The organism is Bacillus stratosphericus, assembly GCF_020524495.1.
Taxonomy (GTDB): domain Bacteria; phylum Bacillota; class Bacilli; order Bacillales; family Bacillaceae; genus Bacillus; species Bacillus stratosphericus_B.
In genome coordinates this window covers 104207-129070 of sequence record NZ_JAIVLB010000002.1, presented here as the reverse complement: position 1 = coordinate 129070, position 24864 = coordinate 104207, and the positions used below count along the sequence as shown (strand labels likewise).

23 protein-coding genes and 2 pseudogenes are annotated in these 24864 nt (G+C 41.8%); 17 read left to right on the top strand and 8 right to left on the bottom strand.

Translation table 11 applies throughout. The features are described from left to right. Positions 1–514: 514 nt before the first annotated feature. Both LC033_RS01585 and LC033_RS01580 read left to right on the top strand, forming a co-directional pair. Positions 515–826 carry a rhodanese-like domain-containing protein gene (locus tag LC033_RS01585; protein ID WP_226566545.1) on the top strand — a complete coding sequence of 104 codons (312 nt, stop codon included), beginning with the start codon at positions 515–517 and terminating at the stop codon, positions 824–826. Between the two features lie 101 nt (positions 827–927). Next, positions 928–1110, top strand: coding sequence for a sporulation protein Cse60 (locus tag LC033_RS01580; protein WP_226566547.1), 183 nt, complete (start codon positions 928–930; stop codon positions 1108–1110). A gap of 164 nt (positions 1111–1274) precedes the next feature. Here LC033_RS01580 and opuD read toward each other — a convergent pair. The 3 genes and pseudogenes from opuD to LC033_RS01565 all read right to left on the bottom strand — a co-directional run bounded on the left by opuD (position 1275) and on the right by LC033_RS01565 (position 4415). After that, a pseudogene (gene opuD / locus LC033_RS01575) lies at positions 1275–2809 on the bottom strand (glycine betaine transporter OpuD). A 140-nt stretch (positions 2810–2949) separates the two neighbouring features. Next, complete coding sequence (locus LC033_RS01570; protein WP_226566544.1) at positions 2950–3147, bottom strand: hypothetical protein; 198 nt, start codon at positions 3145–3147, stop codon at positions 2950–2952. Beyond that, entirely contained in the window at positions 3144–4415 is a 1272-nt protein-coding gene (locus LC033_RS01565) for a BaiN/RdsA family NAD(P)/FAD-dependent oxidoreductase (RefSeq protein ID WP_226566543.1), read from the bottom strand. The genes LC033_RS01570 and LC033_RS01565 overlap by 4 nt, the downstream gene beginning before the upstream one ends. Positions 4416–4589: 174 nt before the next feature. Here LC033_RS01565 and murJ point away from each other — a divergent pair, with 174 nt between their 5' ends. Next, on the top strand, positions 4590–6212 hold the full coding sequence (gene murJ, locus LC033_RS01560; protein WP_226566542.1) for a lipid II flippase MurJ: 1623 nt from the start codon (positions 4590–4592) through the stop codon (positions 6210–6212). Between the two features lie 16 nt (positions 6213–6228). Then, the gene (locus LC033_RS01555; protein WP_226566541.1) at positions 6229–6945 is read left to right on the top strand and encodes a pseudouridine synthase; all 717 of its coding nucleotides are present in this window, start codon (positions 6229–6231) and stop codon (positions 6943–6945) included. 56 nt (positions 6946–7001) lie between these two features. Here LC033_RS01555 and LC033_RS01550 read toward each other — a convergent pair whose 3' ends face one another. Further along, positions 7002–7223, bottom strand: coding sequence for a DeoR family transcriptional regulator (locus LC033_RS01550; protein ID WP_008356419.1), 222 nt, complete (start codon positions 7221–7223; stop codon positions 7002–7004). Between the two features lie 400 nt (positions 7224–7623). After that, positions 7624–8065: pseudogene (locus LC033_RS01545) on the bottom strand (solute carrier family 23 protein); the annotation flags it as partial. Between the two features lie 46 nt (positions 8066–8111). On the opposite strand from LC033_RS01545, the gene pepV reads away from it, so the two are divergent. The 4 genes from pepV to LC033_RS01525 all read left to right on the top strand — a co-directional run bounded on the left by pepV (position 8112) and on the right by LC033_RS01525 (position 12682). Continuing rightward, positions 8112–9512: a dipeptidase PepV gene (gene pepV, locus LC033_RS01540; RefSeq protein ID WP_226566540.1), complete on the top strand. Its 1401-nt coding sequence runs from the start codon at positions 8112–8114 to the stop codon at positions 9510–9512. Between the two features lie 174 nt (positions 9513–9686). After that, the gene (locus tag LC033_RS01535; RefSeq protein WP_226566539.1) at positions 9687–10619 is read left to right on the top strand and encodes a hypothetical protein; all 933 of its coding nucleotides are present in this window, start codon (positions 9687–9689) and stop codon (positions 10617–10619) included. Positions 10620–10667: 48 nt separating this feature from the next. Next, a complete protein-coding gene (locus LC033_RS01530) occupies positions 10668–11597 on the top strand; it encodes a YegS/Rv2252/BmrU family lipid kinase (RefSeq protein WP_226566538.1) in 930 nt (309 codons plus the stop codon). Between the two features lie 272 nt (positions 11598–11869). Further along, the gene (locus tag LC033_RS01525) at positions 11870–12682 is read left to right on the top strand and encodes a phosphotransferase family protein (protein ID WP_226566537.1); all 813 of its coding nucleotides are present in this window, start codon (positions 11870–11872) and stop codon (positions 12680–12682) included. On the opposite strand, the gene LC033_RS01520 is transcribed toward LC033_RS01525, so the two are convergent. Continuing rightward, a complete protein-coding gene (locus LC033_RS01520; protein ID WP_226566536.1) occupies positions 12679–12954 on the bottom strand; it encodes a YtzH-like family protein in 276 nt (91 codons plus the stop codon). The genes LC033_RS01525 and LC033_RS01520 overlap by 4 nt on opposite strands. 187 nt (positions 12955–13141) lie before the next feature. Here LC033_RS01520 and trmB point away from each other — a divergent pair, with 187 nt between their 5' ends. From trmB to LC033_RS01505, 3 genes are all read left to right on the top strand, one after another. After that, entirely contained in the window at positions 13142–13780 is a 639-nt protein-coding gene (trmB, locus tag LC033_RS01515) for a tRNA (guanosine(46)-N7)-methyltransferase TrmB (RefSeq protein WP_226566535.1), read from the top strand. Between the two features lie 129 nt (positions 13781–13909). Further along, positions 13910–14758, top strand: a complete 849-nt coding sequence (locus LC033_RS01510; protein WP_226566534.1) for a YtnP family quorum-quenching lactonase — start codon at positions 13910–13912, stop codon at positions 14756–14758. A 71-nt stretch (positions 14759–14829) separates the two neighbouring features. Next, the gene (locus tag LC033_RS01505) at positions 14830–16527 is read left to right on the top strand and encodes an NAD-dependent malic enzyme (RefSeq protein ID WP_226566533.1); all 1698 of its coding nucleotides are present in this window, start codon (positions 14830–14832) and stop codon (positions 16525–16527) included. A 47-nt stretch (positions 16528–16574) separates the two neighbouring features. Here LC033_RS01505 and LC033_RS01500 read toward each other — a convergent pair whose 3' ends face one another. Then, a complete protein-coding gene (locus tag LC033_RS01500; RefSeq protein WP_003217759.1) occupies positions 16575–16889 on the bottom strand; it encodes a PepSY domain-containing protein in 315 nt (104 codons plus the stop codon). A 199-nt stretch (positions 16890–17088) separates the two neighbouring features. On the opposite strand from LC033_RS01500, the gene LC033_RS01495 reads away from it, so the two are divergent. Continuing rightward, positions 17089–18162, top strand: coding sequence for a M42 family metallopeptidase (locus tag LC033_RS01495; RefSeq protein WP_226566532.1), 1074 nt, complete (start codon positions 17089–17091; stop codon positions 18160–18162). A 172-nt stretch (positions 18163–18334) separates the two neighbouring features. Here LC033_RS01495 and LC033_RS01490 read toward each other — a convergent pair whose 3' ends face one another. Further along, positions 18335–18781: a YtoQ family protein gene (locus tag LC033_RS01490; RefSeq protein ID WP_226566531.1), complete on the bottom strand. Its 447-nt coding sequence runs from the start codon at positions 18779–18781 to the stop codon at positions 18335–18337. Between the two features lie 200 nt (positions 18782–18981). Here LC033_RS01490 and LC033_RS01485 point away from each other — a divergent pair, with 200 nt between their 5' ends. The 5 genes from LC033_RS01485 to LC033_RS01465 all read left to right on the top strand — a co-directional run bounded on the left by LC033_RS01485 (position 18982) and on the right by LC033_RS01465 (position 24708). Then, positions 18982–20010: a PTS sugar transporter subunit IIC gene (locus tag LC033_RS01485; RefSeq protein ID WP_226566530.1), complete on the top strand. Its 1029-nt coding sequence runs from the start codon at positions 18982–18984 to the stop codon at positions 20008–20010. Continuing rightward, a complete protein-coding gene (locus LC033_RS01480) occupies positions 19997–20317 on the top strand; it encodes a thioredoxin family protein (protein WP_226566529.1) in 321 nt (106 codons plus the stop codon). The genes LC033_RS01485 and LC033_RS01480 overlap by 14 nt, the downstream gene beginning before the upstream one ends. Before the next feature lie 19 nt (positions 20318–20336). After that, positions 20337–21149 carry a DUF1444 domain-containing protein gene (locus LC033_RS01475; protein ID WP_226566528.1) on the top strand — a complete coding sequence of 271 codons (813 nt, stop codon included), beginning with the start codon at positions 20337–20339 and terminating at the stop codon, positions 21147–21149. A 16-nt stretch (positions 21150–21165) separates the two neighbouring features. Next, positions 21166–21771: a YtpR family tRNA-binding protein gene (gene ytpR, locus LC033_RS01470; protein ID WP_226566527.1), complete on the top strand. Its 606-nt coding sequence runs from the start codon at positions 21166–21168 to the stop codon at positions 21769–21771. A gap of 195 nt (positions 21772–21966) precedes the next feature. After that, entirely contained in the window at positions 21967–24708 is a 2742-nt protein-coding gene (locus LC033_RS01465; protein ID WP_446680371.1) for a DNA translocase FtsK, read from the top strand. The last annotated feature ends 156 nt before the right edge of the window (positions 24709–24864 follow it).

Here is a 24864-nt window from a genome sequence, read left to right as displayed (position 1 = left end):
CTACTTCTAATTGATTTCTTCTCTCTTCTTCACGTTTCGATAACATGTTCATCCCCCGCAGAATTGTGTTATTACCCTTATTATACAAAAAAGCTTGTAGACTTTGTCTACAAGCTGCACACCCATCGGTATAAACCGGTGGGTGTTATTTATTTCCTGGGACATAATTTTGTCGAAAACAAGGTGATTCCTCCATCGATCTTGTATTTTAAAAGTTGACCAATGAGGAGTGACGTCAATGGAAAAGGAAAGCAAACGTGAACAACGCTTAGTCTTTTAGGAGAAATGCTTTTCGTTTTATCCTATTTGCTTATTTACCAGGAATCGCACTGTTTTTTAGTATTAGCATTCTCACAATGGCAATTCAAAAAGGTAGAGTTTGAAAGTGAGCAACAGGTAGTAGATGTGAAAAAATGATCACGTTTTTCCTTCAATCTAAACGGGTGATTACTTCAACATGATGTGAATGATTTGCTATAATGGTGTCACGTGAATAAAAGGAGAGATGAAAGTCGTGTCAGTAAAAGAAATCTCAATAGAAGAATTAAAACAAAAACTAAGGCAAGAAGAGGCCATTCAGCTCGTCGATGTGCGTGAGGATGAGGAGGTAGCAGAAGGCATGGTTCCAGAAGCAGTCCACATTCGAATGGGAGATATCCCTGAGAAACTGGATGCGTTTGACAAAACACAAGAATATTATATTATTTGCCGTTCTGGTAAACGTAGTGAAAATGTCTGCTATTACTTAGAAGACCAAGGCTATCAAGCGACCAATGTAATTGGTGGCATGCTTGCATGGACAGGAGAAACAAAACCGAAGCTGTAAATAGGAGTCCTTTCATCCATGAGATGGAAGGCTTTTTTTGTTCATATGCCCGTCTCTATGTGCATAAAGATAGAGTAGCAAGAGAAGGGAGAGTGGCATTTGTGCTAAAGGTAGCTGTATTTGATGAAGAACACGAAAAAGATTTACAGAGCGAAATCAATCTTTTTTTAAAAGGAATGGACGACGACCAAGTCATTGACATTAAGTACAATGTAGCAGTGATCTGTGAGCAAGGAGGAGAACAGCTTTACTGTTTTTCAGCGCTCATTTTATATAAAAAATAGACGGCATCTTTTTGACAAAGGGCTAAAAATAATCTTTATTTTAGCCCTTTGTCTTCTGTTCCGTGCGATAGAAAACCTTTGAAGACTAGGAAGACCGAGTAGATCATGACAATCTTAAATGGATATAAGAAAAAAGCCGTTCAGATAAGAAACGGCTCTTTCTATTATGCTTTTTTTACTCTTGGGCTTCGTGGTTTATTGATCTTATTTTTGCTTGTTTAATGGCCCTTCGTTCATCATTTAACGATTTATATAGTGATACGATCATCAAAATAATAACAACTGAGAATGGCAAAGCTGCGAGTTTTGCTGTGTTTTGCAAGGCTTCAAGCCCGCCTGAAAATAAAAGCACTGCAGCGACAGCTGATTGGATGATGCCCCAGCTGATCTTCACACTATTAGCAGGATTTAATGAGCCATAGGTTGTCTGCATCCCAAGAACGAATGTGGCTGAATCTGCTGATGTGATAAAGAATACAGCAATTAAGATAAGGGCCAGGATCGACGTAATCATGGCGAGTGGGTATTGATTTAATACACCAAACAGCATTGTTTCAGTCGACATACCAGCAATATCGACAATCTTTTTTTGTTGTAAGTCCATGGCAGATACACCGAAGATAGAGAACCATAGAAAAACGAGTATTGAAGGAGCTACTAAGACACCAATTAAAAACTCTCGAATGGTTCTTCCGCGCGATACCCTTGCAATAAAAATTCCGACAAAAGGGGACCAAGAGATCCACCATGCCCAATAGAAGATTGTCCATCCATTAATCCATTCTCTCTTTTCAGGGTCATTTGGGGATAATCTAAAGCTCATTTGCACAATATTTGATAAGTATTGTCCAATTGAATCTGTAAATGAATTTAATATATAAACAGTTGGTCCAACAAAAAGTAAAAACATTATGAGCAAAGCAGCAAAAATCATATTTGTAGTGCTTAAATATTTAATACCTTTACTAATTCCGCTCCAAGAAGAGATAAGGAACAGAACCGTGACGATTGCAATAATGATGAGCTGAGTCAAGAAGTTATTTGGTATACCGAATAAATAACTTAACCCTCCATTAATTTGCGCAGCACCTAGTCCTAAACTAGTGGCTACACCAACTACTGTTGCAAACACGGCGATACAATCTATGGTTTTTCCGATCCATCCATGAATTCTGTTTCCAAATAATGGGTATAAGGTTGAACTAATTAATCCAGGCGCATCTTTTCTAAATTTGAAGTATGCAATGCAAAGTGCGACAATCGCATAAATGGCCCATGCATGAAGTCCCCAGTGGAAAAAGGTATAACGAAGGGAATCGCGGAAGGCTTGTGCGGTTTCAGTCTCGACTGTTGGTGATTGAATGGCAAAGTGACTGATCGGTTCAGCCGCTCCGTAAAAAACAAGGCCAATTCCCATACCAGCACTAAATAGCATCGCAAACCAAGAAAAAAGACCAAACTCAGGCTTTTCATCAGGCTTTCCTAACGTCATTTTTCCGATTGGACTAAAAATAAAGAATAGACAAAAGCCGACAAGCAGTGATACGACTAATAAATAATACCAGCCAAAGTCATTTGTAATGTAAGTTTGAATTTGATCTGTCATACTTTGCAGTGTTTCTGGAGAAAAGGCTCCCCATAGGACCGCTATAAATGTGATCGCAATCACAATCCAAAATACACTTGATACGTTTTTCACACCATCTCACTCTCCTGTTGCTCTACACTTTTAAGCAGAGGATTTTATTTAATATCCCCTACCTCATTATTTTTCAAACAAAAAAAGGCGAGTTTCTCACTCGACCTCTACTTTACCGTAACATGTTTCCTTATCATTTTTCAACCATCGGTGTGTGAGGACGTCTTTTCCTCAATCCGTTTACGAAGGCGGTATACATATTCTTTTAAGCAAACAGCGAAAATGGTAAAAGCCAAAACGATAGCCACTTTTAATGGGGTAATCGACAGCTTCATGAAAAAGGCAGCTGTCAAACTAATCACAACCGCAAGTACAATCGGAAGTGCACGTCTGATCATTGATATCTCTCCTTTGCTTCTAGTGCAGCATTCATGCCAGCAAGCCTGCCTGTCACAAGTGCTGACGTAATATTGTAGCCGCCAGTATAACCGTGAATGTCTAAAATTTCTCCACAGAAATAAAGACCGGCCATTTTTTTAGACGCCATTTTTTTCGGTTCAATCTCTTTGACAGAGACTCCGCCTCCTGTGACAAACGCTTTGTCTAAGGAAAGTGTACCATTTGCATGAACGATAAAATGTTTACAATCATGGGCAAAAGCACGCAGTTTATCCTTGGCAAGACCAGAAAATGTGTCTTGTGGATCAATCTCGTTCCTTTCTAAAAGGAACAACAAATAGCGTACTTGCATCCAAGGCTTCAGTACATTCTTAATTGACTTTTTCGGTGCGTCCTTTAGGTCACAGTGAAGCTTTTGGAATAGCTCCTCGTCATGAAACTTTGGATATAAATCAATTTGCAGGCGGACTGTCGGCTGCTTTTTCAGCTCTTTGACAACAAATCCGCTGCATCTAAGAACAGCTGGGCCTGATAAGCCAAAGTGAGTAAAGATCATATCCATGACATGTGTGACGACTGGTTTTCCCTTTTTGTTTAAAACACTTACAGCCACACTTCGTAAAGAGAGCCCTTGAAGCACTTTTTCTTTCATAAATGGCTCATCTGATGTGACCGGTACTTCTGTTGGGAAAAGCTCTGTAATCGTATGGCCAGCGGCTTCTGCCCAAGCATAGCCGTCACCAGTAGATCCAGTATGCGGCACACTTTTTCCACCAACAGCAATGACAACAGCCTTGCTTGAAATTTTTTCATCGTTATTTGTAACAATTCCTGCTGCTTGTCCGTCTTGATACAGAACGTTTTTAATCTTTTCATTCGTTCGAATGGTGACATTCAAAGTTCGGAGCCTGTCTAACAGGGCATTCACAACATATTGTGCTTTGTTTGAGACAGGGAACATGCGTCCGTGGTCTTCTTCTTTCAGTTCAATGCCAAGGTTTTCAAAAAATGTAATGATATCCTCATTGTTGAACTCAGAAAATGCACTATATAAAAAACGGCCGTTTCCGGGAATATGTTGAATGATTTCTTCTACTGGAAGGCGATTGGTAACGTTACAGCGTCCACCGCCAGAAATGGCCAGCTTTCTGCCAAGTTTATTTCCTTTGTCAATTAAAAGAACAGATGCACCGTGCTCTGCTGATGCAATCGCTGCCATCAGCCCAGAAGGTCCACCGCCAATGACAATGACATCATAATGTTTCATGTTACATTCCTCTTTCTACTTCAGTCATTTCTCTATTATAACGAAGATTGGGGAAGGCTGAAATATGAATTGATTGGTTTTGTGACTTCTGTATGGGTTTTGTTACCTGTGCGATGAAATGATGTGGTAAAATAGTTAAGTTGAATATTCATTAGAAAAATGGTGGTTAAGCGCATGTCTAATAAACTGCTTCGTGGTACGTTGGTTTTAACGATAGGGACTTATCTCTCTCGTTTTCTTGGTATGATTTACTTAATTCCATTTAGCGCAATGGTTGGAGCTACTGGTGGTGCACTATTCCAATATGGATACAATCAGTATACGATCTTTTTAAGTATTGCTACGCTTGGTTTCCCAACAGCGGTATCAAAATTTGTCTCCAAATATAATGCAATTGGCGATTATCAGACAACAAGGAAAATGTTCAGAGCGGGTATGTCGGTCATGCTTGTCACCGGTATTATCGCCTTTTCTATTTTATATTTGACTGCGCCGATTTTTGCCAAGATTCAGCTTGGCGGATCAAATGAAACAGGCGGTTTGACTGTCGATCAAGTGGTATATGTGATTCGGATGGTGAGTTTAGGTCTTCTGGTTGTACCAATCATGAGTCTTGTGCGAGGGTTCTTCCAAGGGCACTCGATGATGGGGCCAACAGCTGTTTCTCAAGTCATCGAACAACTTGTCAGAATCATCTTCCTATTAACAGCGACGTTTATTATTTTAAAGGTGCTTGACGGCGGACTTGTCATTGCTGTCGGTTATGCAACTTTTGCAGCACTGATCGGGGCATTTGGCGGATTATTTACCCTTTATTTATATTGGCTGAAGCGGAAGGACCGTCTCCTTGCTATGCAGCCGAATACAGGCGCTTACTCTGATTTGTCTTATAAGCAAATGTTTACAGAGCTGTTTAGCTATGCAGCACCGTATGTGTTTGTTGGACTTGCAATTCCAATTTATTCATATATTGATACAAATACAATCAATAGAGCCATGATTGCATCAGGACATCAAGATATTAGTACAGCGGTACTTTCCATTGTGACGTTATATTTACCGAAGCTAGTGATGATTCCTGTGTCTCTTGCAACAGCTTTTGGCTTAACCTTGATTCCGACCATTACGGAATCATTTACAGCACGTAATGATAAACTGCTCAATCGGCAAATTGATCAAACAATGCAGGTTATGTTATTCTTCGTACTGCCTGCTTCATTTGGAATCTCTGCTCTGGCAGGACCAGTTTATTGGTTTTTCTACCCGTCTGTTCATCCTGAGATAGGGATTTCTATTTTGTTCTGGTATGCACCTGTTGCGTTATTGTTTTCTTTATTCACCATTAACGCAGCGATTTTGCAAGGGATTAACAAACAAAAATTCGCTATCGTCAGTCTTTTGTTAGGGATTTTGATTAAAACAGTCTTGAATATCCCGCTGATTAGCTGGCTGCAAGGAAATGGTTCTGTGCTTGCAACTGCACTAGGCTACAGTGCGTCGATCTTGTATATGTTTATCATGATTAAGCGTCATGCAGGCTATTCATTCCACAGGATTTTCAAACGTTTTATTCTTATTAGTATTTTAACGGCGATCATGGCTGTTGCGGCTTATGTGACATGTCAGCTTGTGAGTCAATTGATTTCTTATGAAGACGGAATTGTACAAGCTGGTATCGTCATCTTGATTTCAATGATCACTGGAGGCGGTGTGTATATGTTCTTTTCTTACAAGATTGGATTACTAGAGCGTGTACTTGGCAGCCGTATGCCAACATTTTTAAGAAAAAAGAGTTAAGAAGAGGTGGATATTCATGAGGCTTGATAAATTGCTTGCCAATAGCGGCTTTGGTTCAAGAAAAGATGTGAAGAAGCTGGTCAAGGCTCGAGCTGTCACAGTGAATGGAGAAGTGGCGAAGCAGGTGAAAGATCATGTCGATCCATTGAATGATGAAGTACTCGTACACGGAGAGCGTGTTGAGTATAAAGAGTTTATTTATTTAATGATGAACAAACCAGATGGCGTCATTTCAGCAACAGAGGATTTGCGAGATGAAACGGTTGTCGATTTACTTGAGCCGGAGGATATTGCAAGGGGGCCATTCCCTGTGGGGAGACTTGATAAGGATACAGTTGGTCTTCTTCTCCTCACAAATGATGGGCAGCTCGCTTATCAATTACTTTCTCCGAAAAAGCATGTCCCGAAGACGTACGAAGTTCATCTGACATACCCTTTAAGAGATCAAGACATCAAGCGTCTTGAGCAGGGGGTTGTCATTTTAGATGACTACCATACGAAGCCGGCAAAGATTGAAGTAGATGCCAATCAAGAGGCGGATACACGCATCCGTTTAACGATTACTGAAGGGAAATACCATCAAGTGAAGCTGATGGTGCAAGCGGTAGGGAATGAAGTGATCTTTTTAAAGCGTTTGTCAATGGGATCTGTCTCATTAGATGAAGATTTAGCGCCCGGGGAGTATCGTGAATTGACGGAAGAAGAATTAGATAGCTTAATCAATCGAGAATAGACAAAGAACCGGCATATCGCCGGTTCTTTATGTTATATGGACAATTCATTATAAGCTTAAGATGATATTTTCACTTTTTTTCTCGTTGTTTCCCATTTGCCTCTGCTTGGACTATGAACAAGATCGTTATAGGCAAGCACGTTTAAGTCTCTTTGAATGGTTCTAGGTGTGATCCCGAATTCATCAACCAGCTCTTGTGTCGTCACAAGACCTTTCTCTTGAATGAACATATAAACTGATTTAATTCGAGTCATCATACGGTTTGTTGAAGGTTTCAAAAAACCACTCCCTATCAATAAGATCGGATGGACTTGACTAACCACAACTTACTACACTAAAACTGCGAAATAAGGACATGCAACAATGGTAAATGTTCGTGTTTTTTAATGTTTTATTTTATTATACACATTATTATGCATGGAGTTCCACCAAAAAGTCAAATTTACGTGTTTTTTAACTGGTCTTCATGAAATAAAATATATTTATATCATGATTTGAATCCTGTTAAACCCAATAAACATAAGGGGTATGGAGAAGTCTGTCATTTTAGAAAAAACAAAAAATAAACACAGGAAATTTACAAAATGCTCTTTTGAAATGTGCCTTTAAAAATAAGATGGCAAAGATGAGAACAAGACTATGCACTTATGTCCATTTCTCTTTTGCTCATTTCACAAGTGGATATGAAATAAATCCAAGCTTTACAAGATTCTCTGGGGAGTAGCCATGATGCCAGACTGTCTGAGACCGATGAACGCAATGAAAAGTCCAATCCCTGCTGTCATTCCGTACTTTAAATTATCTGGAATGGCTTCGATCAGTTGTTTTCTAAGGGATGTTAACGATAAAATAATAAAGAGTAAACCAGTGACAAATACCGCACTGAACGCCGTTTGGTAGCTGATTATGCCGTCACCGAAAACTGTGACGGTGAAATAGACATTTAGCCCCATGCTTGGTGCAATGGCAATCGGATAGTTGGAAATAGTGCCATCCAGAGCGTACCGACGACAGTAGCAATAATTGTGGCAGTAAAGACTTGGTCAAAAGGAATGCCTCCTTTTGAAAGGATTCCTAGCTTGACGGCTACAATATATACCATAGTAAAGAATGTTGTCATTCCAGCGAGGGTGGATTGCAACCTTTTTTTGAAGGAGGAATGGAAAATGAATTGGGAAGCTGAAGTCATACGAAAAAAAGAAGACTTGATCAATGATACACGATCTTTTTTACAAATTGAAAGTGTTCTTGATGAAGAAGGTGGAAAAGAAGGGAAGCCATTCGGTGAAAAAGTGGATGAGGCCCTTCAGTACATGCTGAAAAAAGGGAAAAACGAAGGCTTTATTGTGAAGAATGTCGATGGTTATGCAGGACATATTGAATATGGACAAGGCGAAGACATTGTAGGGGTGCTATGCCATGTGGACGTGGTGCCTGCTGGTGACGGCTGGACAACCCCGCCATTTTCAGCAGACATGAGAGAAAATAAAATTTTTGCAAGAGGGGCCATTGATGATAAAGGGCCAACCATAGCGGCTTTCTATGCGCTTAAGATGTTAAAAGATGCGGATATTCAGTTATCAAAAAAGATTCGAATGATTATCGGAACTGATGAAGAAAGTGATTGGCGCTGCGTGGATCATTATTTTAAGCATGAGGCGATGCCGAACATTGGCTTTGCGCCTGATGCAGATTTCCCCATTATTCATGCTGAAAAAGGGATCATCGATGCCATCGTTTCATTTACATATCAACAATCAGAAGAAAATAAGCGCTATACACTCAAGCAGTTTTCATCAGGTATGAGGCTCAATATGGTGCCAGATGAGGCCGCAGCTATTGTGACAACGGCACAGGAATATGATGCTGAAGCGTTGAAAACGGCTTTTGAAGCTTATCTTACTGAAAATCAATTATCTGGTGAGACAAAGAAAATAGCGGGTGAACTGCATTTCACATTAAATGGTGTATCAGTACATGCGATGGAGCCGGCGTATGGCATTAATGCGGGCATTCATATGGCAAATTTCTTATGTGAGCATGAATTAGATGAACAAGGGCTTGCCTTTACATCACAAATAAACGCTTTATTTGATCAAGATACAAGAGGACAAAAGCTGGGAATTGCTTACCAGGATGACATAAGCGGGGACCTGACCCTCAATGTTGGCACCATCCGCTATACGCAAAATGAGGAAGCCAAACTTGGGATAAATGTCCGTTATCCAGTGACAGCAGACGGCAAGGACGTAAGAAAGGGGATTGAAAGCATCAAAGGGGCATCCCTTGAGAAATTTGACGACAGCCCTCCGCATCATGTCTCAAAAGATCATCCACTTGTGAAAACATTACAGCGGGTATATGAGGAACAAACTGGAGATCCAGCCTCCCTTATTGCTATTGGAGGAGGAACGTATGCGAGATCTTTAGAAGCAGGAGTAGCCTTTGGTCCTCTATTCCCTGGCAGACCAGATTGTGCGCATCAAAAGGATGAATATATCGAAATCGATGACTTACTGAGAGCAACAGCTCTATATGCACAAGCCATGTATGAATTAGCAAAATAGAAATAGGTAAGGAGAAGGGGAAATCACAGTGAAAAAATGATCTTATGCTCATCATTCAAAGACAGCTATTCTCCTAGTATCGCTTTATTTGAAATACGTACGAAAGAAACCTCACGTTATCACGCAATCAAACAATTTACACTAAATGATTCTAGAAGTTGGAGTGAGCAGCAGATGGCGCAAATGATCAAAATTCAAGATTATATATCACGATATGAACAAGATCCCCATCATTACATCAATCAGTTTATTCGATTGAAAAATCAAAGATGGGACGAGTTAAAAAAGGCTTCCAAAGAACAGGCGCAAAAGCAGCTTGACCAAACCCTTGAACAAGCTGAACAAAAGGAAGAGAAGAGAAAGAAATTCTCCTTAAAGAGAAAGCAAAAAGAAGCCGATATGAAAAAGGAACGGGACCTAAGTCTTTTTAACGAGCCAACAGATATAGAGCAAGGAGTCTTTAGAAACATCCCTACCGATGAAACGAAGCTGATTCACTTTTTTAAAGATCATCTCTACGATGTTCAATTAAAGTGGGCCAGCTCGACGATATCACACATTTCAACCGTTTCCCATCACATTCGATATGATGAAAAGCTGCGTATGCTTGCAAGACAGCTTCCGGATTCTTATTTTGTGATGTACAAGCCGGTGCTGCTCATTCAAAAAGCTGAGATGGAATTGTGTTCAGTGATCATTACGCCGCTGGAAGTGATCTGTTTATCCTTCTTAGAGGCAGAGCCAGACAGCGTATTTATCGGATCAAAGGAACGTTTTTGGGAAAAGCGGGCGACAGGAAAAGCTGTCCAGTCCATCTTAAATCCTTGTACAAGCCTTCTACGCTCAGGAACCGTGGTGTCAAAGATTTTACAGCAAAGTGGTGTAGAACTTCCTGTGAAAAAAATCCTCATCAGCCGCACCTCTTATATTGACTTACCTGAAGTTCCATACGGGATGGAGGTTGTGGATAAGAAGAAGGCTGAGGAATGGTTTAAAAAGCAGCGGAAAAATACGGCGCCGACAAAGCACCAGCAATTTAAGGCGACAAAAGCATTGCTTGCTTATGGTGAATCAGACAGCAAAAGAAGGCAGGAATGGCTCGATTAAAGGCATAATGGAAGGTCACCGTAAATGAGACTTGAGTGGAGCTAACTTATGAATGAATGGTACTTTATCGTCAACCCAGCAGCAGGACATGGAAAAGGACTCAGTACTTGGAGGAGCATAGAGAAAGAATTACAAAGGGTGGAGATTTCATACCGATCGTTTCTTACCCTGCACGAAGGTCATGCAGAGGTCTTGGCGAGACAGATTAGCGCCATGCAAGATGATAGGCTGAAGCGTCTGATCGTCATTGGAGGTGACGGCACCATTCATGAAGTACTGAATGGCTTAAAAGAAATCGATCATGTGCAGCTAAGCTTTGTTCCAGCTGGTCATTGGAATGACGCAGCGAAGGGGCTTGGTATCCAGCGTCATGATGTGATAAAAGAAGTCAGAAAGCAAAAGAGAATGCTCACCAAAACATTTTCTCTCGGTTCATTTCAAGATCATGCGGAAAGCCCGCTATCTGTTCTTTTTCTCAATCATATTGGTGTTGGGTTTGACGCACATGTTCTGAGGAAAACGGTTCATTTCAGAGGGAAAAAGTGGCTGAAACGACTCAAGCTGGGGTTTATCATTTACCCGCTGTCATTTCTTCATTCTTTATGGTCATTCAAGCCGTTTGACCTTGCTCTTTTTATTGAAGATGAGAGGAAAGTCTTTCGCCAAGTGTGGTTTGTGATGGTATGCAATCACCCGTATTATGGCGGAGGGCTAAAAGCAGCGCCAGAAGCGAGCGCAAGGCAGCCAGGCTTTCAAACAATCGTTGTTACGGATTTGAATCCATTCAAAGTCATCTTGTTTCTTAGTGCGATGGTTTTTGGAAAGCACCTCCCAATGGAGGGAGTCACCCTTTTTCAGCATGAGGAAGCGTACTTAGAGGCAGATGAGAAAATCTTATTTCACGCAGATGGTGAAGTGATAGGCGCAACCCCTGTCTTTGTAAAGGCGAGTGAACGATCCTTAAAATTACGTGCTTAAACAACTGCCGGTGTATGCGCCAGCAAATGAACCATGAAAAAAGCCTTTCTTTTCATAAGGTTCTTGTCCTGATTTTTTAGTTTTGCTTGACGAGTATAAGAAGGTAGCGATAAAATCTATAGGACGGCTATTGTTTAGCATCTCATTCTCAATAGCTGTCCTTTTTGTTTTTATGATCATATAAATAAAAAAGAAACAGCCAATTGATCGTCAATCGGCTGAATTTTGTCGACTAAAAAAGCACGTTTTAAAATATTTTAAGAAATGATGGGTTGAAAATTGATATGAACTGGATGGGACAAATATTAGGTAGCGAATGGCACATCTCTCCTGCTGGAGGCGCTACGGGAGATGCTTACTTCGCTACACACAATGACCAAAAGCTATTTCTAAAACGCAATACGTCACCGTTTCTTGCGGTTTTGTCAGCTGAAGGCATTGTGCCGAAGCTTGTCTGGACAAAACGGATGGAAAATGGGGATGTTATTACTGCGCAGCACTGGCTAAGCGGCAGAGAGCTGAAGCCAAAGGACATGAATGATCGTTCGGTTGCGGAGCAGCTAAGAAAAATTCATACATCTAAAGAATTGCTCGATATGCTGAAACGGTTAGAAAAGCACTCGCTTGACCCAGAATCCATTCTGATGCATCTTAAGCAGTCTATCTTAAAAGAGCAGATTGATTCATATGACATCACGCGTGCCATCCCGTATTTAGAGAAGCATGTGGAGGCCGTCCATTTTGAGGATAAGGTCGTGTGCCATTGTGATCTCAATCATAATAACTGGCTGCTCACAGATGAAAATCAGCTCTATTTAATAGATTGGGATGGGGCAATGATTGCGGACCCAGCGATCGACCTTGGACCGCTTTTATATCATTATGTTGAAGAAAAGAATTGGGGAAGCTGGCTCTCTATGTATGGCGCCCCGCTGACAGATAATTTGCGAAAGCGCATGGCGTGGTATGTGTTAGCAGAAACGGTATCCTTTGTCGTTTGGCATAAAAGAAAAGGGAATGTACAGGCGCAAAAAGAAGTACAAGCTGAGCTTAGCGTACTTTTAAAACGGTTAAACATCCATTAAGACAGGGGAATGTTCTCAACCCACTCAGACAGATGAGATTGGTGTTCTTGGATATGCGTATCAATCGAACTGACAGAGGTGCCTTTTTGGCTATAAACATAAATATCTGTTAAGAGCTGACGAATATCAGTATCAAGATCTTCCTTTGCCAGCATTAATTGAATCACGCGTTCCACCTGTTCATATTCTGCAACAGTACCACAGCAATCAAGCTTGTGATCGGTTAAAATATCTTTGATTAATTGAAGCTGATGTTGGCGGTTTAATCCCATACGTATGCTCCTTTTTGAATGTCATTTATGTGGTTAAACTGTGCATTCAACATAAATTTTATACATGCAGCAGACCAGCTCAAGAAGAGACTGGTCTTTTTGATATGTGCATATCAGATGCTGTCTTGCGGGTCTTTATGTTTCATGGTATCTTGATAAAATGTAAAAAAAATAGAGGTGTATCAAATTGAGGATGCGACATAAACCATGGGCTGATGATTACTTAGCTGAAAATGCTCATATTGCTTTAGAAAATCCTGAGCAGTATCAAGGGAAATGGCATGAGCTGTTTGGAAATGATCAGCCAATCCATATCGAAGTCGGGACAGGAAAAGGAAGCTTTCTTACTGGAATGGGAAAGCTTCATCCTGACATCAACTATATTGGCATTGAATTATTTAAAAGTGTCATTGTGACAGCAGTAGACAAAATCAAAGAAACAGATGTGCAAAACGTGAAGCTTTTGAACATAAATGCAGAGACACTGACAGATGTGTTTGCGGAAAATGAGATTGACCGGGTGTACTTGAACTTCTCGGATCCGTGGCCAAAATCAAGACATGAAAAACGCCGATTGACCTTTAAAGCCTTTTTAGAGCGATATGAGCAGATTCTTCGATCAGGAGGAGAATTACATTTCAAAACAGATAACCGTGGGCTATTTGAATATTCCTTAAAGAGCTTTTCTTCTTACGGACTCCTTTTAACGTATGTGAGCCTTGATTTACATGAGGATGGTTTAGAAGGGAATGTAATGACAGAATATGAAGAGAAATTCTCTTCTATGGGACAACCCATCTATCGATCAGAAGTGAAATTCCCATAATAACAAGTGAAAAAAAGCTGGCTGTAATGAACGATTGCGGTCAGCTTTTTTTGATGAAAAGTTCCAGTGGATTGGGGCATGCGCTTTTCGGCTGTATTTGCTACGATAGAAAAAGGAGGGATGACAGCAATGGAGACAATGAAAATAGGCGACATGGAACTGTTCTGGTTAAACGGGGGAGATACTCACATGGATGGAGGTGCGATGTTCGGTGTGGTGCCAAAGCCGTTATGGTCAAAAAAATACCCTGTGAACGAACGCAATCAAATTGAATTACGGTGTGATCCGATTCTCATTCGACGGAAAGGTCTTCATCTATTAGTGGATTCGGGCATCGGATCAGGGAAGCTGACAGATAAACAAAAACGCAATTATGGCGTGACAGAGGAGACAAACATTGAAGAATCGCTTTCAGCTCTCGGTCTACGTCCATCAGATATTGATTATGTATTAATGACACACCTACACTTCGATCATGCAAGTGGGTTAACAAAACGTGAGGGTGATCAGCTCGTGTCCGTTTTTGAGCAAGCAAAAATCATCACATCAAAAACAGAATGGGATGAAATGAGAGAGCCGAACATTCGTTCAAGAAATACATATTGGAAAGAAAACTGGGAGCCTGTAGTAGATCAAGTGGTCACATTTGAAGAAAGCATCGAAGTGACAAAAGGAATTCATCTGTATCATACAGGCGGTCATAGCAATGGGCATAGCATCTTAACGCTTACAAGTCAGGGCGAAACAGCGATTCATTTAGCAGATATCATGCCGACACACGCTCATAAAAATCCACTTTGGGTTCTGGCATATGATGATTACCCAATGACCTCAATACCAGCCAAGCAAATGTGGCAAGCATACGCAGAAGAAAAAAATGCGTGGTACTTGTTTTATCATGACGCCATTTACCGAGCTGTGAAGTGGGATCAAGAAGGGCAAATGACACATGAAGTCAAAAGAGAAGCAGGTAGATAAAAGATCATCTGTATGTTTTTTCACCTTTCATACAAAATAGACAATATGAACTTGTGAAAGGAAGAGTGCAGGTGAACCAATTTTATCGTGTACATGATGATGTCATTGAAACACCATTAAGAGGGATGGAAATCATGTCTGTCCCTTATTTAAATAAAGGAGTTGCATTTACAAAGGAGGAGCGGGAAGAGCTTGGTTTAAAAGGATTTCTCCCCCCTAAGGTCTTAACTTTAGAAGACCAGGCAAAGCGTGCATACGAGCAGTTTAAAGCACAGCCAGATGCACTTGGGAAAAATGTCTATTTAACAGCGCTTCATGACAGAAACGAAGTACTCTTTTACAAATTATTGAATGAGCATTTGGCTGAAATGCTTCCGATCGTATATACCCCAACCGTAGGAACGGCGATTCAGCGTTATAGCCATGAGTATAGAAAACCGAGAGGACTTTATTTATCTATTGATGACCTAGAAGGCATGGAAGAGATTTTCGCATCCTACGGTGTTGATGAATCCATTGATTTAATCGTTGCGACGGATGCAGAAGGTATTTTAGGCATCGGAGACTGGGGCGTTGGTGGAATAGCCATTTCAGTCGGGAAATTGGTTGTTTATACGGCGGCAGCAGGCATTGATCCTAGCCGCGTGCTGGCAGTTGTACTTGATGCTGGGACAAATCAAGAAAGCCTTCTAAATGATCCGCTTTATGTGGGAAATCAGCATTCTCGCGTTCGAGGAGAACGTTATGATCAGTTCATTGATCAATATGTAGAGCTTGCCCGTGCCACCTTTCCAAATGCGCTTCTTCACTGGGAAGACTTTGGCACAAAGAATGCCCGTGCGATCTTAGAAAAATATAAGGACCACATTTGTACATTTAATGACGATATTCAAGGAACTGGAGCGGTTTCACTTGCTGCGGTTCTATCATGTGCAAAAGCATCGAAGGTTCCGCTTAAGGACCACCGAATCGTCATCTTTGGAGCGGGTACGGCAGGTATTGGGATTGCTGAGCAAATTCGTGATGCCATTGTAAGAGATGGGGTTAAAGAAGAGGAATCATATGGCCACTTCTGGTGTATTGATAAAACTGGATTGCTTACAGATGATTCGCCTGAAATTCAACCATTCCAAAAGCCGTATGCGAGACATTCTGAGGAAGTAAAGGAGTATGCCCGTAATGGTCCAAAACACTCCATTGATCTATTAGAGGTTGTCAAACAAGCGAAACCAACCATCTTAATTGGCACCTCGACGGTAGGAGGGGCATTTACAGAGGACATTGTGAAAGAAATGGCGTCACACGTCGAGCGCCCAGCGATATTACCGATGTCTAATCCGACGCCTCTTTCAGAAGCAAAGCCGAATGATCTCATCGAGTGGACAGAAGGACGTGCCCTTGTGACAACGGGAAGCCCGTTTAATCCTGTGGAATATAAAGGAGTTACATATGAAATTGGGCAGGCTAATAATGCTCTTGTTTTTCCGGGGCTTGGTCTTGGAACCATTGTGTCTAAAGCCCGCCTGATGACGGATAGCATGTTTGTTGCGAGTGCTGAAGCCATTGCCAGCATGGTCAATGTCGGAAAACCGGGTGCGGCGATGCTGCCGAGTGTCGATCAGCTTCGAACGGTTTCAGCGACAGTGGCTGTCCGTGTGGCGCAAGCCGCGATTGCCGAAGGGGTTGCCGAAGAAACGCCTGATGATCTCATACAGGCTGTGCAAGACGCTATGTGGCACCCTGTGTACAAAAAAATTAAAGCCATATAAAAAAAAGAAGCTTCGCAGAGGAACATGTCCTTGCGAAGCTTTCTTGATCAAGCAACAGAATCAATGACATCAACGATCATGCCTGTTTTTGCATCAATCATGACTTCGTACTGTTCAAGCTCGCCAAAGGCAGAGCGGGTAATGCCAGATTTGTACACATCAATCGTTTCACCATTTACGGTATACGGTTCTGGTACAGTATAAATCCAAGAGCCATCAATTGGGCCGCGCTGTTTAAAAGCAGATTTCACAATTTTTAACGCTTTTTCAGACGAGATATACGTAGGGAAAAATACTTTCTTTGCAACAATTGCAGCGGCTACGCCAATACTCGCACCAATCAGAACATGTTTTAACTTCAACGTGCTGCACCTCCGTATTGTTGTTTTTTCCATTATACAAAACTTGTCCAATGATGTTAAGAAATCCGAATACTTGAAAGCATATTCAAAATTTCCGGAGAGAAACTTGGAAAACCGAAAGAATTCTTATAGTATAAAGTGAGTGTTATGTTTATAGGAATATATATGGTCATTACATAGAAACGAGGTAAACTGTAGAATGAACGAAGAAACATTATCGCTTTTCCGAAATTTAACAGAATTGCAGGGAACACCAGGTAATGAGCACCATGTGCGTGCTTTTATGAAAAAGGAACTTGAGAAATATTCCGATGAACTCATTCAGGATCGTCTTGGCGGTGTGTTTGGCGTGCGGAAAGATCCAAAAAATGGGCCAAAAATCATGGTGGCTGGTCATATGGATGAAGTGGGTTTCATGGTCTCGTCAATTACCAAAAACGGGATGATTCGTTTTCAAACACTTGGTGGCTGGTGGAGTCAAGTGATGCTGGCGCAGCGTGTTGATGTTCATACCGATCATGGGCCAATTCCTGGTGTCGTGTCCAGTACCCCTCCTCACCTTCTGACATCAGAACAAAAAAACAGACCTGTAAAGCCGTCAGATATGCTCATTGACATTGGTGCTGATAGCGAAGAAGAGGCAAAGGAGCTTGGCATTCGCCCAGGACAGCAAATTGTCCCTGCAACAGTCTTCACTCCAATGGCCAATCCGAAAAAGATTTTAGCGAAGGCTTGGGATAACCGCTATGGCTGCGGACTTGCGATTGAATTATTAAAAGAGTTGAAAGACGAAACACTCTCCTGTCAGCTATATTCAGGCGCAACGGTTCAGGAGGAAGTAGGGCTAAGAGGTGCAGAAGTAGCAGCAAATATGATTCAGCCGGATCTATTCTTTGCTTTAGATGCGAGTCCTGCAAATGATGTGACAGGTGATAAAACACAATTCGGCCAGCTTGGGAAAGGTGCACTTCTTCGTATTTTTGATCGAACGATGATTACGCACCGGGGCATGAGAGACTTTGTGCTCGATACTGCTGAAACAAACAACATTCCATACCAATACTTTGTATCGCCAGGTGGTACTGATGCTGGGAGTGTTCATATTTCTAACCAAGGTGTACCGTCTGCTGTCATTGGTGTTTGCGCTCGCTATATTCATACAAGTCATTCTATCTTGCATGTGGATGATTATGCAGCTGCAAAAGAATTGATTGTCCGCGTTGTCAAAAGCTGTGATCAAAGCACTGTGGAGTCCATTTTTCAACAGGTGTAAACGTAATAGAAAAGGGTGCCCCCTCAATGCGGGCAGCCTTCAGCGTGTAGACAAACCCTCGATTTCGTCCGCAGTCCTGCGCTTCGGTGCTCATGAATGTCAAATTCGCTCTGCTCCGATGCTCGTCCTTTCTAGAAAAAAGGCTAAAATAAAAACCATTTAGCCTTTTTTCTTATTCCTGTGCAAACACGTAAGATAACGCCTTGATCGCTTGATTCACTGTTTCCACAGTGATATTCGCTTTGTTCGATAGCTCCTTTAATGGATGATGTAATTCCTTTGGACGAATTAAAATAAGAGGTTTCCCTTTGGCGATGGCAGAAGCGGCATCCATAGCAGTGTTCCACTGTTTATATTTCTCACCAAACCGGGCAATGACGACATCTGCTTTATTTAATAAAATTTCGGTACGGAAATTGTTCAAATCAGAAGCGGCATCGTCTTTCAAAATGGCATTCGGCTGCTCACCTAAAATGTCTTCACCGATGTTGTCTGAGCAGTGATGATTCTCCATTGGACCAACGAATGTCACAGGTAATTTCAAAGAATGGCTTTTCTCCTTGATTTCATCACGCCACTGGCTATGAATTTCTCCAGCTAAATAGACGGTTAATTGCATAACGATCTCCTCCTTTTGCACAAACTAAGTAAAGGTTTGCCCTGTTTCTTTTCATGTTACACAAGAAGTGCTTGATAAAGCAAAAAAAATATGATTATGATATTCATGGTAGAGACTATTTTTCATCGAAAGAATACTACATATAATGGGAAGGACAGGTCTCTTCGTCTTTCCTATGAGAAAGCAGGAAGACGACGTTGATGACTTATTTGAAAAGAAAGGGTATTTCCCTTTCGCCAAAGGTTTATTTCATTGATGCACTCTCTTATATGGCTTTAGGTCTATTTGCTACATTAGTGGTAGGGCTTATTTTAAAAACAGCAGGAGGCCTGTTATCACTTCCGCTCATGATCAAAATGGGGACGCTCGCCATGGGGCTTATGGGACCAGCGATCGGTGTAGCAGTTGCTTATCGCTTGAATGCGTCTCCTCTGATCATTTTTGCGAGTGTTGTTTCAGGTGCTGCAGGAGCGGAACTCGGAGGACCTGCTGGAAGCTTTGTGGCTGCTTTAATTGGTGTAGAATTAGGCAAACTCGTCAGTGATGAGACAAGAATTGACATTATCTTAACGCCTCTTGTGACCATTATCACTGGCTTTTTCACCGCCGCTTTGATTGGACCAGGGATTGAGGCGATGATGACAGGATTAGGCAGGCTCATTATGTGGGGAACAGATCAAAGCCCGCTGATCATGGGCATGCTAGTGGCGACCATTGTGGGACTTGCCCTTAGCTCACCGATCTCAAGTGCTGCGCTTGCCTTGATGCTTGATTTAAGCGGGACAGCCGCAGGTGCTGCAACGATCGGCTGCTGCGCCCAAATGATCGGCTTTGCCGCCGCAGGATTTAGAGAAAATCGCTTTGGCGGTCTTGCTGCTGTTGGCATTGGGACGTCAAAACTACAGCTGCCGAACATTGTGAAAAATCCCCTCATACTCATTCCGCCGACAATTGCAGGGCTCATACTTGCGCCAATTGGTATTATTGGCTTTGGGATGGTCAATAATGCGGCAGGAGCGGGTATGGGAACGAGCGGTTTTGTCGGACAGCTCATGACATTGACAGTCATGGGGTTTCATCCATCCGTTTTACTCGCGATCGCTCTCTTGCATATCGTTGGCCCGGCAGTGATTAGTTTGGTAGTATCAGAATGGATGAGAAAGAAAGGCTATATACAATTCGGAGATTTAACCATACAAACTGGAGGAATCAAACATGAAAAAAATTGAATCAAACGAAGAATTACAAAAAGTGATTCAAGAAGACTTAACGGTCTTACTATTTTCAGCGGACTGGTGCCCGGACTGCACATTTATTGAACCGTTCTTGCCAGAGCTTGAAGCAAATTACCCAGAATTTGAATATTTTTATATCGATAGAGATCAGTTCATTGATACTTGTACAGAGTGGGAAATTTACGGTATTCCAAGCTTTCTAGTCTTTAAAAACGGACAAGAGATCAACCGTTTTGTCAGCAAAGATCATAAGACAAAGGAAGAGATTGAAGCATTTTTAACAGATTCTCTTTCTAAATAACGAAAGGAGAGTCTTATCAATGGCAAAAATGACATCAAGACAGCTTGCCAATCATTTGAAAAGCCGTCTGACCAATGACAGTTGGACACACCAGTTCGATCGGGAAAAAGATACGCTTCGTATTGAAGATAAACAAACAGGGAAAGGCATCACGCTTGAACTTCCGCAGATGATTGCGAAGTGGGAAGTAAAGCCTGATGAAACACTGGATGAGATCATCTATTATGTGAAAGAGGCGTTAAGCGCAATGAAAGGAGAAGCGCAGCACATATCAGGCAAAGAAAAGCAGATCTATCCGGTCATTCGTTCGACCTCCTTTCCAGAGACATCAAGTGATGAGATTCCGCTCGTTTTTGATGAGCATACAGCTGAAACAAGAATCTACTATGCACTTGACCTTGGAAGCACCTACAGATTAATTGATGAGAAGATGCTTCAAAGGGAAAACTGGACAAAAGAGCGAATCAGAGAAACCGCAAGCTTTAACGTCCGCTCACTTGAAACCGTCGTGAAAATGGATGAAGTTGCGGGCAATCGTTTTTATTTCTTCCGTGCGAATGACGGGTATGATGCAAGCAGACTTTTAAATGAATCGATTTTACAAGAATACGCGCAAAAAATAGAGGGGCAGATGGCCATTTCTGTTCCTCACCAAGACGTGTTTATCATTGCAGATGTACGGAATGAATCTGGCTATGATATTTTAGGGCAAATGTCGATGAGCTTCTTCGCCAGCGGCACGGTTCCAATTACCGCATTGTCATTTTTATATGACGAAGGTAAGCTTGAACCAATCTTTATTCTTGCGAAAAGCAGACCAAAACAGCAGTAGAAGGGAATTTAGAAGAATGAACGTTTTTTATAATGCAAAAGGTGTTGGCGATACACTCCTCATTTCATTGAAAGATGTGACAAAAGAAGAAGTAGGTCATGAGACATTTGGAGATGTGGTGAGAATCTTCAATCAAGAGACAAAAGAAACAACAGGCTTTAACATCTTTAACGCATCCAAATACATGAAAATTGAAGAAAACGGATCTGTACCGCTTTCTGAAACGCTTGTTCAAGATATCAACGAAATTTTAAAACGTAACGGTGTCAGTGAAACATTAACTGTCGATTTATCACCAAAGTTTGTTGTCGGCTGTGTGAAGGAAAAGGAAAAGCATCCGAATGCGGATAAATTAAACATATGCCAAGTAGATGTTGGCGAAGAAACATTACAAATCGTGTGCGGTGCACCAAACGTTGATCAAGGTCAATATGTCGTCGTGGCCAAGGTCGGTGCAGTAATGCCAAGCGGTATGGTGATCAAGGATGCTGAACTAAGAGGTATACCATCAAGTGGAATGATTTGTTCAGCAAAAGAATTAGATCTTCCAGATGCACCTACTGAAAAAGGTATTCTAGTTCTAGAAGGTAGCCACCAAGCTGGCGAACCCTTTGAAGGCTAACCTCCCATAAACGGGCATTTATGAGCGAAGAATGTGTTATACCAAAAGTCACTAAGTACGTACTTAGTGGCTTTTTTTCATCTACTACAGAATGAATAGCAAAAAGCGACACTTTTCTCGCTGTTCTGCATGAAAAAGCAATGGTATACTTAAAATCGCCCAAGAAAACGTAAGGGGAGTTAAAGAGAGTGATAAATAATGAGTTGGTTTGATAAATTTTTCAGTGTATTTTTAGGAGAAGAAAAGAAAGAAGAAAAAGCCGATAGACCTGAAGAAAGTCCGGGTGCGCCAAAGCGGTCAACTTTTGAAAAAAATAAAGAATATAAAAAAATTGAAGATACGAAAGTATTTTATGAGTATCCGAAAGGCAACTTCCGCTTTCCTCTCGTTCCAGATGAACCAACACGTGACGGAGTAAAGCAGCGGGAGAGAAGGCGCGGGAGACAGCCAAAGGCAAAGCAGACGACGTATCAGCCAAAACAAACATTGCAGCCTGATATGAAGAAAAAGCCATTCAAAACAGAGCAAATCCCTTCACCGATCTATGGCTACCACCAGGATATGCGGCCAAAACGCACAGAAGTGAAAGAAGAAGCACCCTCTGTTCAAATAAAAGCAGCAGAAGAAACGGCACAGCGTGTTACACTGCTATCAGAAGAGGCAGAACGTGAACGGAATGTGAGACAGCAAATGAACATCCCGTCTTTACGGAAAGAAAATCGCATGGAAAAAACGGCTTCGGCTCCTCCAGAAGAGGGAGCAGATAGACAAACAGTCACGACGCCTCTTACATTGCAAGAGGAACTCGCCTATCAGGATCACGTCCAGACGACGATGGAGCGCTTACCTATTACAAAATCAGAGGAAAAGGATCAAGCTTTGTCGCAACCTGAAAGTCATAAAGAAACTGTCTTACATAAGCAGCAAGAACGTGTATATCAAGATCAGCCAGTAGAATCTGAGCAGGAACAGGTAGTCTTTGACGAACAAGAAGAAAGAGACGAGCCGATGATCCAGCTTAAAGATTATGCTGAGGAAATAGAAGCATGTACATTTGATGAAACGGCCGAATATTCACCATCAGCGATTGAAATGGAAGCAGTTAGCCTAGCAGAAGAAGCGTCACTGACAGAAGACATGACAGCGGATGCTATGAAGGAACCAGAGGCCGCTTCGTTAGAAGAAAGACAAGAAGAAGTGCCGGCAGCAGAATCTGAAGAAACTGAGCCAGCTATCATACATGATCAGCAGGGTGATCAATCTATGGTAGAAGATGAGGGCATAGATGATCCAGTCATGCAAGTAGAACCAGTAACAGATGAACTAACTGCCTCCGGGCCATCAGAAATCGCCTTTGATCAATCAGTTCAGCAGAAACAAACGCATGAAGTAAAGCAGCGAGAGGAACCAAAAGAGACATCACCGCAGCCGAAGCGCTCAAGCGGTCAAACCTCAACAGTTCCTTTTAACGTCTTGATGTTAAAAAGTGACCAGCGTGTGCAAGGGCAAAAGAAAACGTCGAATGCACATGGATATGTTTTTCCAAGCTTAGCCCTTCTAGACGTACCGCCAGCTCAAAAAGAAGAGGACGGGACATGGGTGAATGAGCGGGCAGAGCTACTCAATGCAACGCTTAAGAATTTTAATGTAAAAGCAAGTGTGGTCCATGTCACACAGGGTCCTTCTGTCACAAGATTTGAAGTACATCCTGAACCTGGCGTGAAAGTGAACAAAATCACGAACCTATCAGATGATATTAAACTCTGTTTGTCCGCAAAGGATATTCGAATCGAAGCACCAATCCCAGGAAAGAACACGGTCGGAATCGAAGTGCCGAACCTGCACAGTAAAATGGTCTTCTTAAGAGAAATGGTTAGAAGCAGTGCATTTAGAGACAATCCATCTCCTTTAACGGCAGCACTCGGATTAGATATTTCAGGTCAGCCCGTCGTGGTTGATTTGCAAAAAATGCCGCACGGCTTAATTGCCGGAGCAACAGGTTCAGGAAAAAGTGTCTGCATTAATACCATTCTTGTGAGCTTGATGTTTAAGGCCTCACCAGATGAAGTAAAAATGCTCTTAATCGACCCTAAAATGGTCGAACTAGCGCCGTATAATCACATTCCACATCTCGTGAGTCCTGTCATTACCGACGCCAAGACAGCGACAGCTGCCCTGAAATGGGTAGTAGATGAAATGGAAAGACGCTATGAGCTGTTTGCTCACTCCGGTGTGAGAGAAATCAAACGATTCAATGAGCTTGTGAAAGAAAAGCAAATAGGTGAAACACTTCCGTATCTCGTCGTTGTCATCGATGAGCTTGCGGATTTAATGATGGTCGCACCAAATGAAGTCGAAGAAAGCATTTGCCGAATTGCACAAAAAGCAAGAGCATGCGGCATCCATTTACTGATTGCGACGCAAAGGCCATCTGTTGATGTCATCACAGGCCTCATTAAAGCCAACATCCCAACAAGAATTGCTTTCTCTGTCTCAAGTCAAGTGGATTCAAGAACCATTATTGACATGGCAGGTGCAGAAAAGCTTCTCGGAAAAGGAGACATGCTCTTTTTAGAAAATGGCTCCGGCAAGCCGACAAGGCTGCAAGGGAACTTTGTATCAGACTGCGAGATCGATCAAGTGGTCTCCCATGTGAGAAAACAGCGCAAGCCTGTGTTCCTTTTCGAACAGGAGGAATTGATGCTCCAAGGCTCTGCTATTACAGACGAAGACGAATTGTTTATCGATGCCTGCCGGTTTGCAATCGAGCAAAATAGTGCAAGTACATCAAGTTTGCAAAGAAGGTTTAGAATTGGCTACAATCGTGCAGCGAGATTGATTGACATGATGGAACGTGAAGGAATGATCTCCAGTGCGAAAGGCAGTAAGCCAAGAGAAGTCCTCATGACACTGAGTGATTTAGAACAGTTGATCTAAACAAATCACTTCATTTTTCTGATAAACATGGTATGATAGCACATAGGTGCAATTTTGTAATTGGACGCTTTTTGTATGCCTGCCTAAACGTTTTGATGTAAAATGAGCAAAAGCAGGTGTTAGAAATGGGAAAGTTGTCAGATACTAATCATAGTT

Coding starts and splice junctions, on each gene's coding strand:
- LC033_RS01520 (WP_226566536.1), bottom strand. CDS start 12,954: ATGGGATTAAACCGCCAACATCAGCTTCAATTAATCAAAGATATTTTA.
- LC033_RS01535 (WP_226566539.1), top strand. CDS start 9,687: ATGGCGCAAATGATCAAAATTCAAGATTATATATCACGATATGAACAA.
- LC033_RS01480 (WP_226566529.1), top strand. CDS start 19,997: ATGAAAAAAATTGAATCAAACGAAGAATTACAAAAAGTGATTCAAGAA.
- LC033_RS01475 (WP_226566528.1), top strand. CDS start 20,337: ATGGCAAAAATGACATCAAGACAGCTTGCCAATCATTTGAAAAGCCGT.
- LC033_RS01510 (WP_226566534.1), top strand. CDS start 13,910: ATGGAGACAATGAAAATAGGCGACATGGAACTGTTCTGGTTAAACGGG.
- LC033_RS01530 (WP_226566538.1), top strand. CDS start 10,668: ATGAATGAATGGTACTTTATCGTCAACCCAGCAGCAGGACATGGAAAA.
- murJ (WP_226566542.1), top strand. CDS start 4,590: ATGTCTAATAAACTGCTTCGTGGTACGTTGGTTTTAACGATAGGGACT.
- LC033_RS01570 (WP_226566544.1), bottom strand. CDS start 3,147: ATGATCAGACGTGCACTTCCGATTGTACTTGCGGTTGTGATTAGTTTG.
- LC033_RS01565 (WP_226566543.1), bottom strand. CDS start 4,415: ATGAAACATTATGATGTCATTGTCATTGGCGGTGGACCTTCTGGGCTG.
- LC033_RS01555 (WP_226566541.1), top strand. CDS start 6,229: ATGAGGCTTGATAAATTGCTTGCCAATAGCGGCTTTGGTTCAAGAAAA.
- LC033_RS01495 (WP_226566532.1), top strand. CDS start 17,089: ATGAACGAAGAAACATTATCGCTTTTCCGAAATTTAACAGAATTGCAG.
- LC033_RS01490 (WP_226566531.1), bottom strand. CDS start 18,781: ATGCAATTAACCGTCTATTTAGCTGGAGAAATTCATAGCCAGTGGCGT.
- pepV (WP_226566540.1), top strand. CDS start 8,112: ATGAATTGGGAAGCTGAAGTCATACGAAAAAAAGAAGACTTGATCAAT.
- LC033_RS01485 (WP_226566530.1), top strand. CDS start 18,982: ATGACTTATTTGAAAAGAAAGGGTATTTCCCTTTCGCCAAAGGTTTAT.
- ytpR (WP_226566527.1), top strand. CDS start 21,166: ATGAACGTTTTTTATAATGCAAAAGGTGTTGGCGATACACTCCTCATT.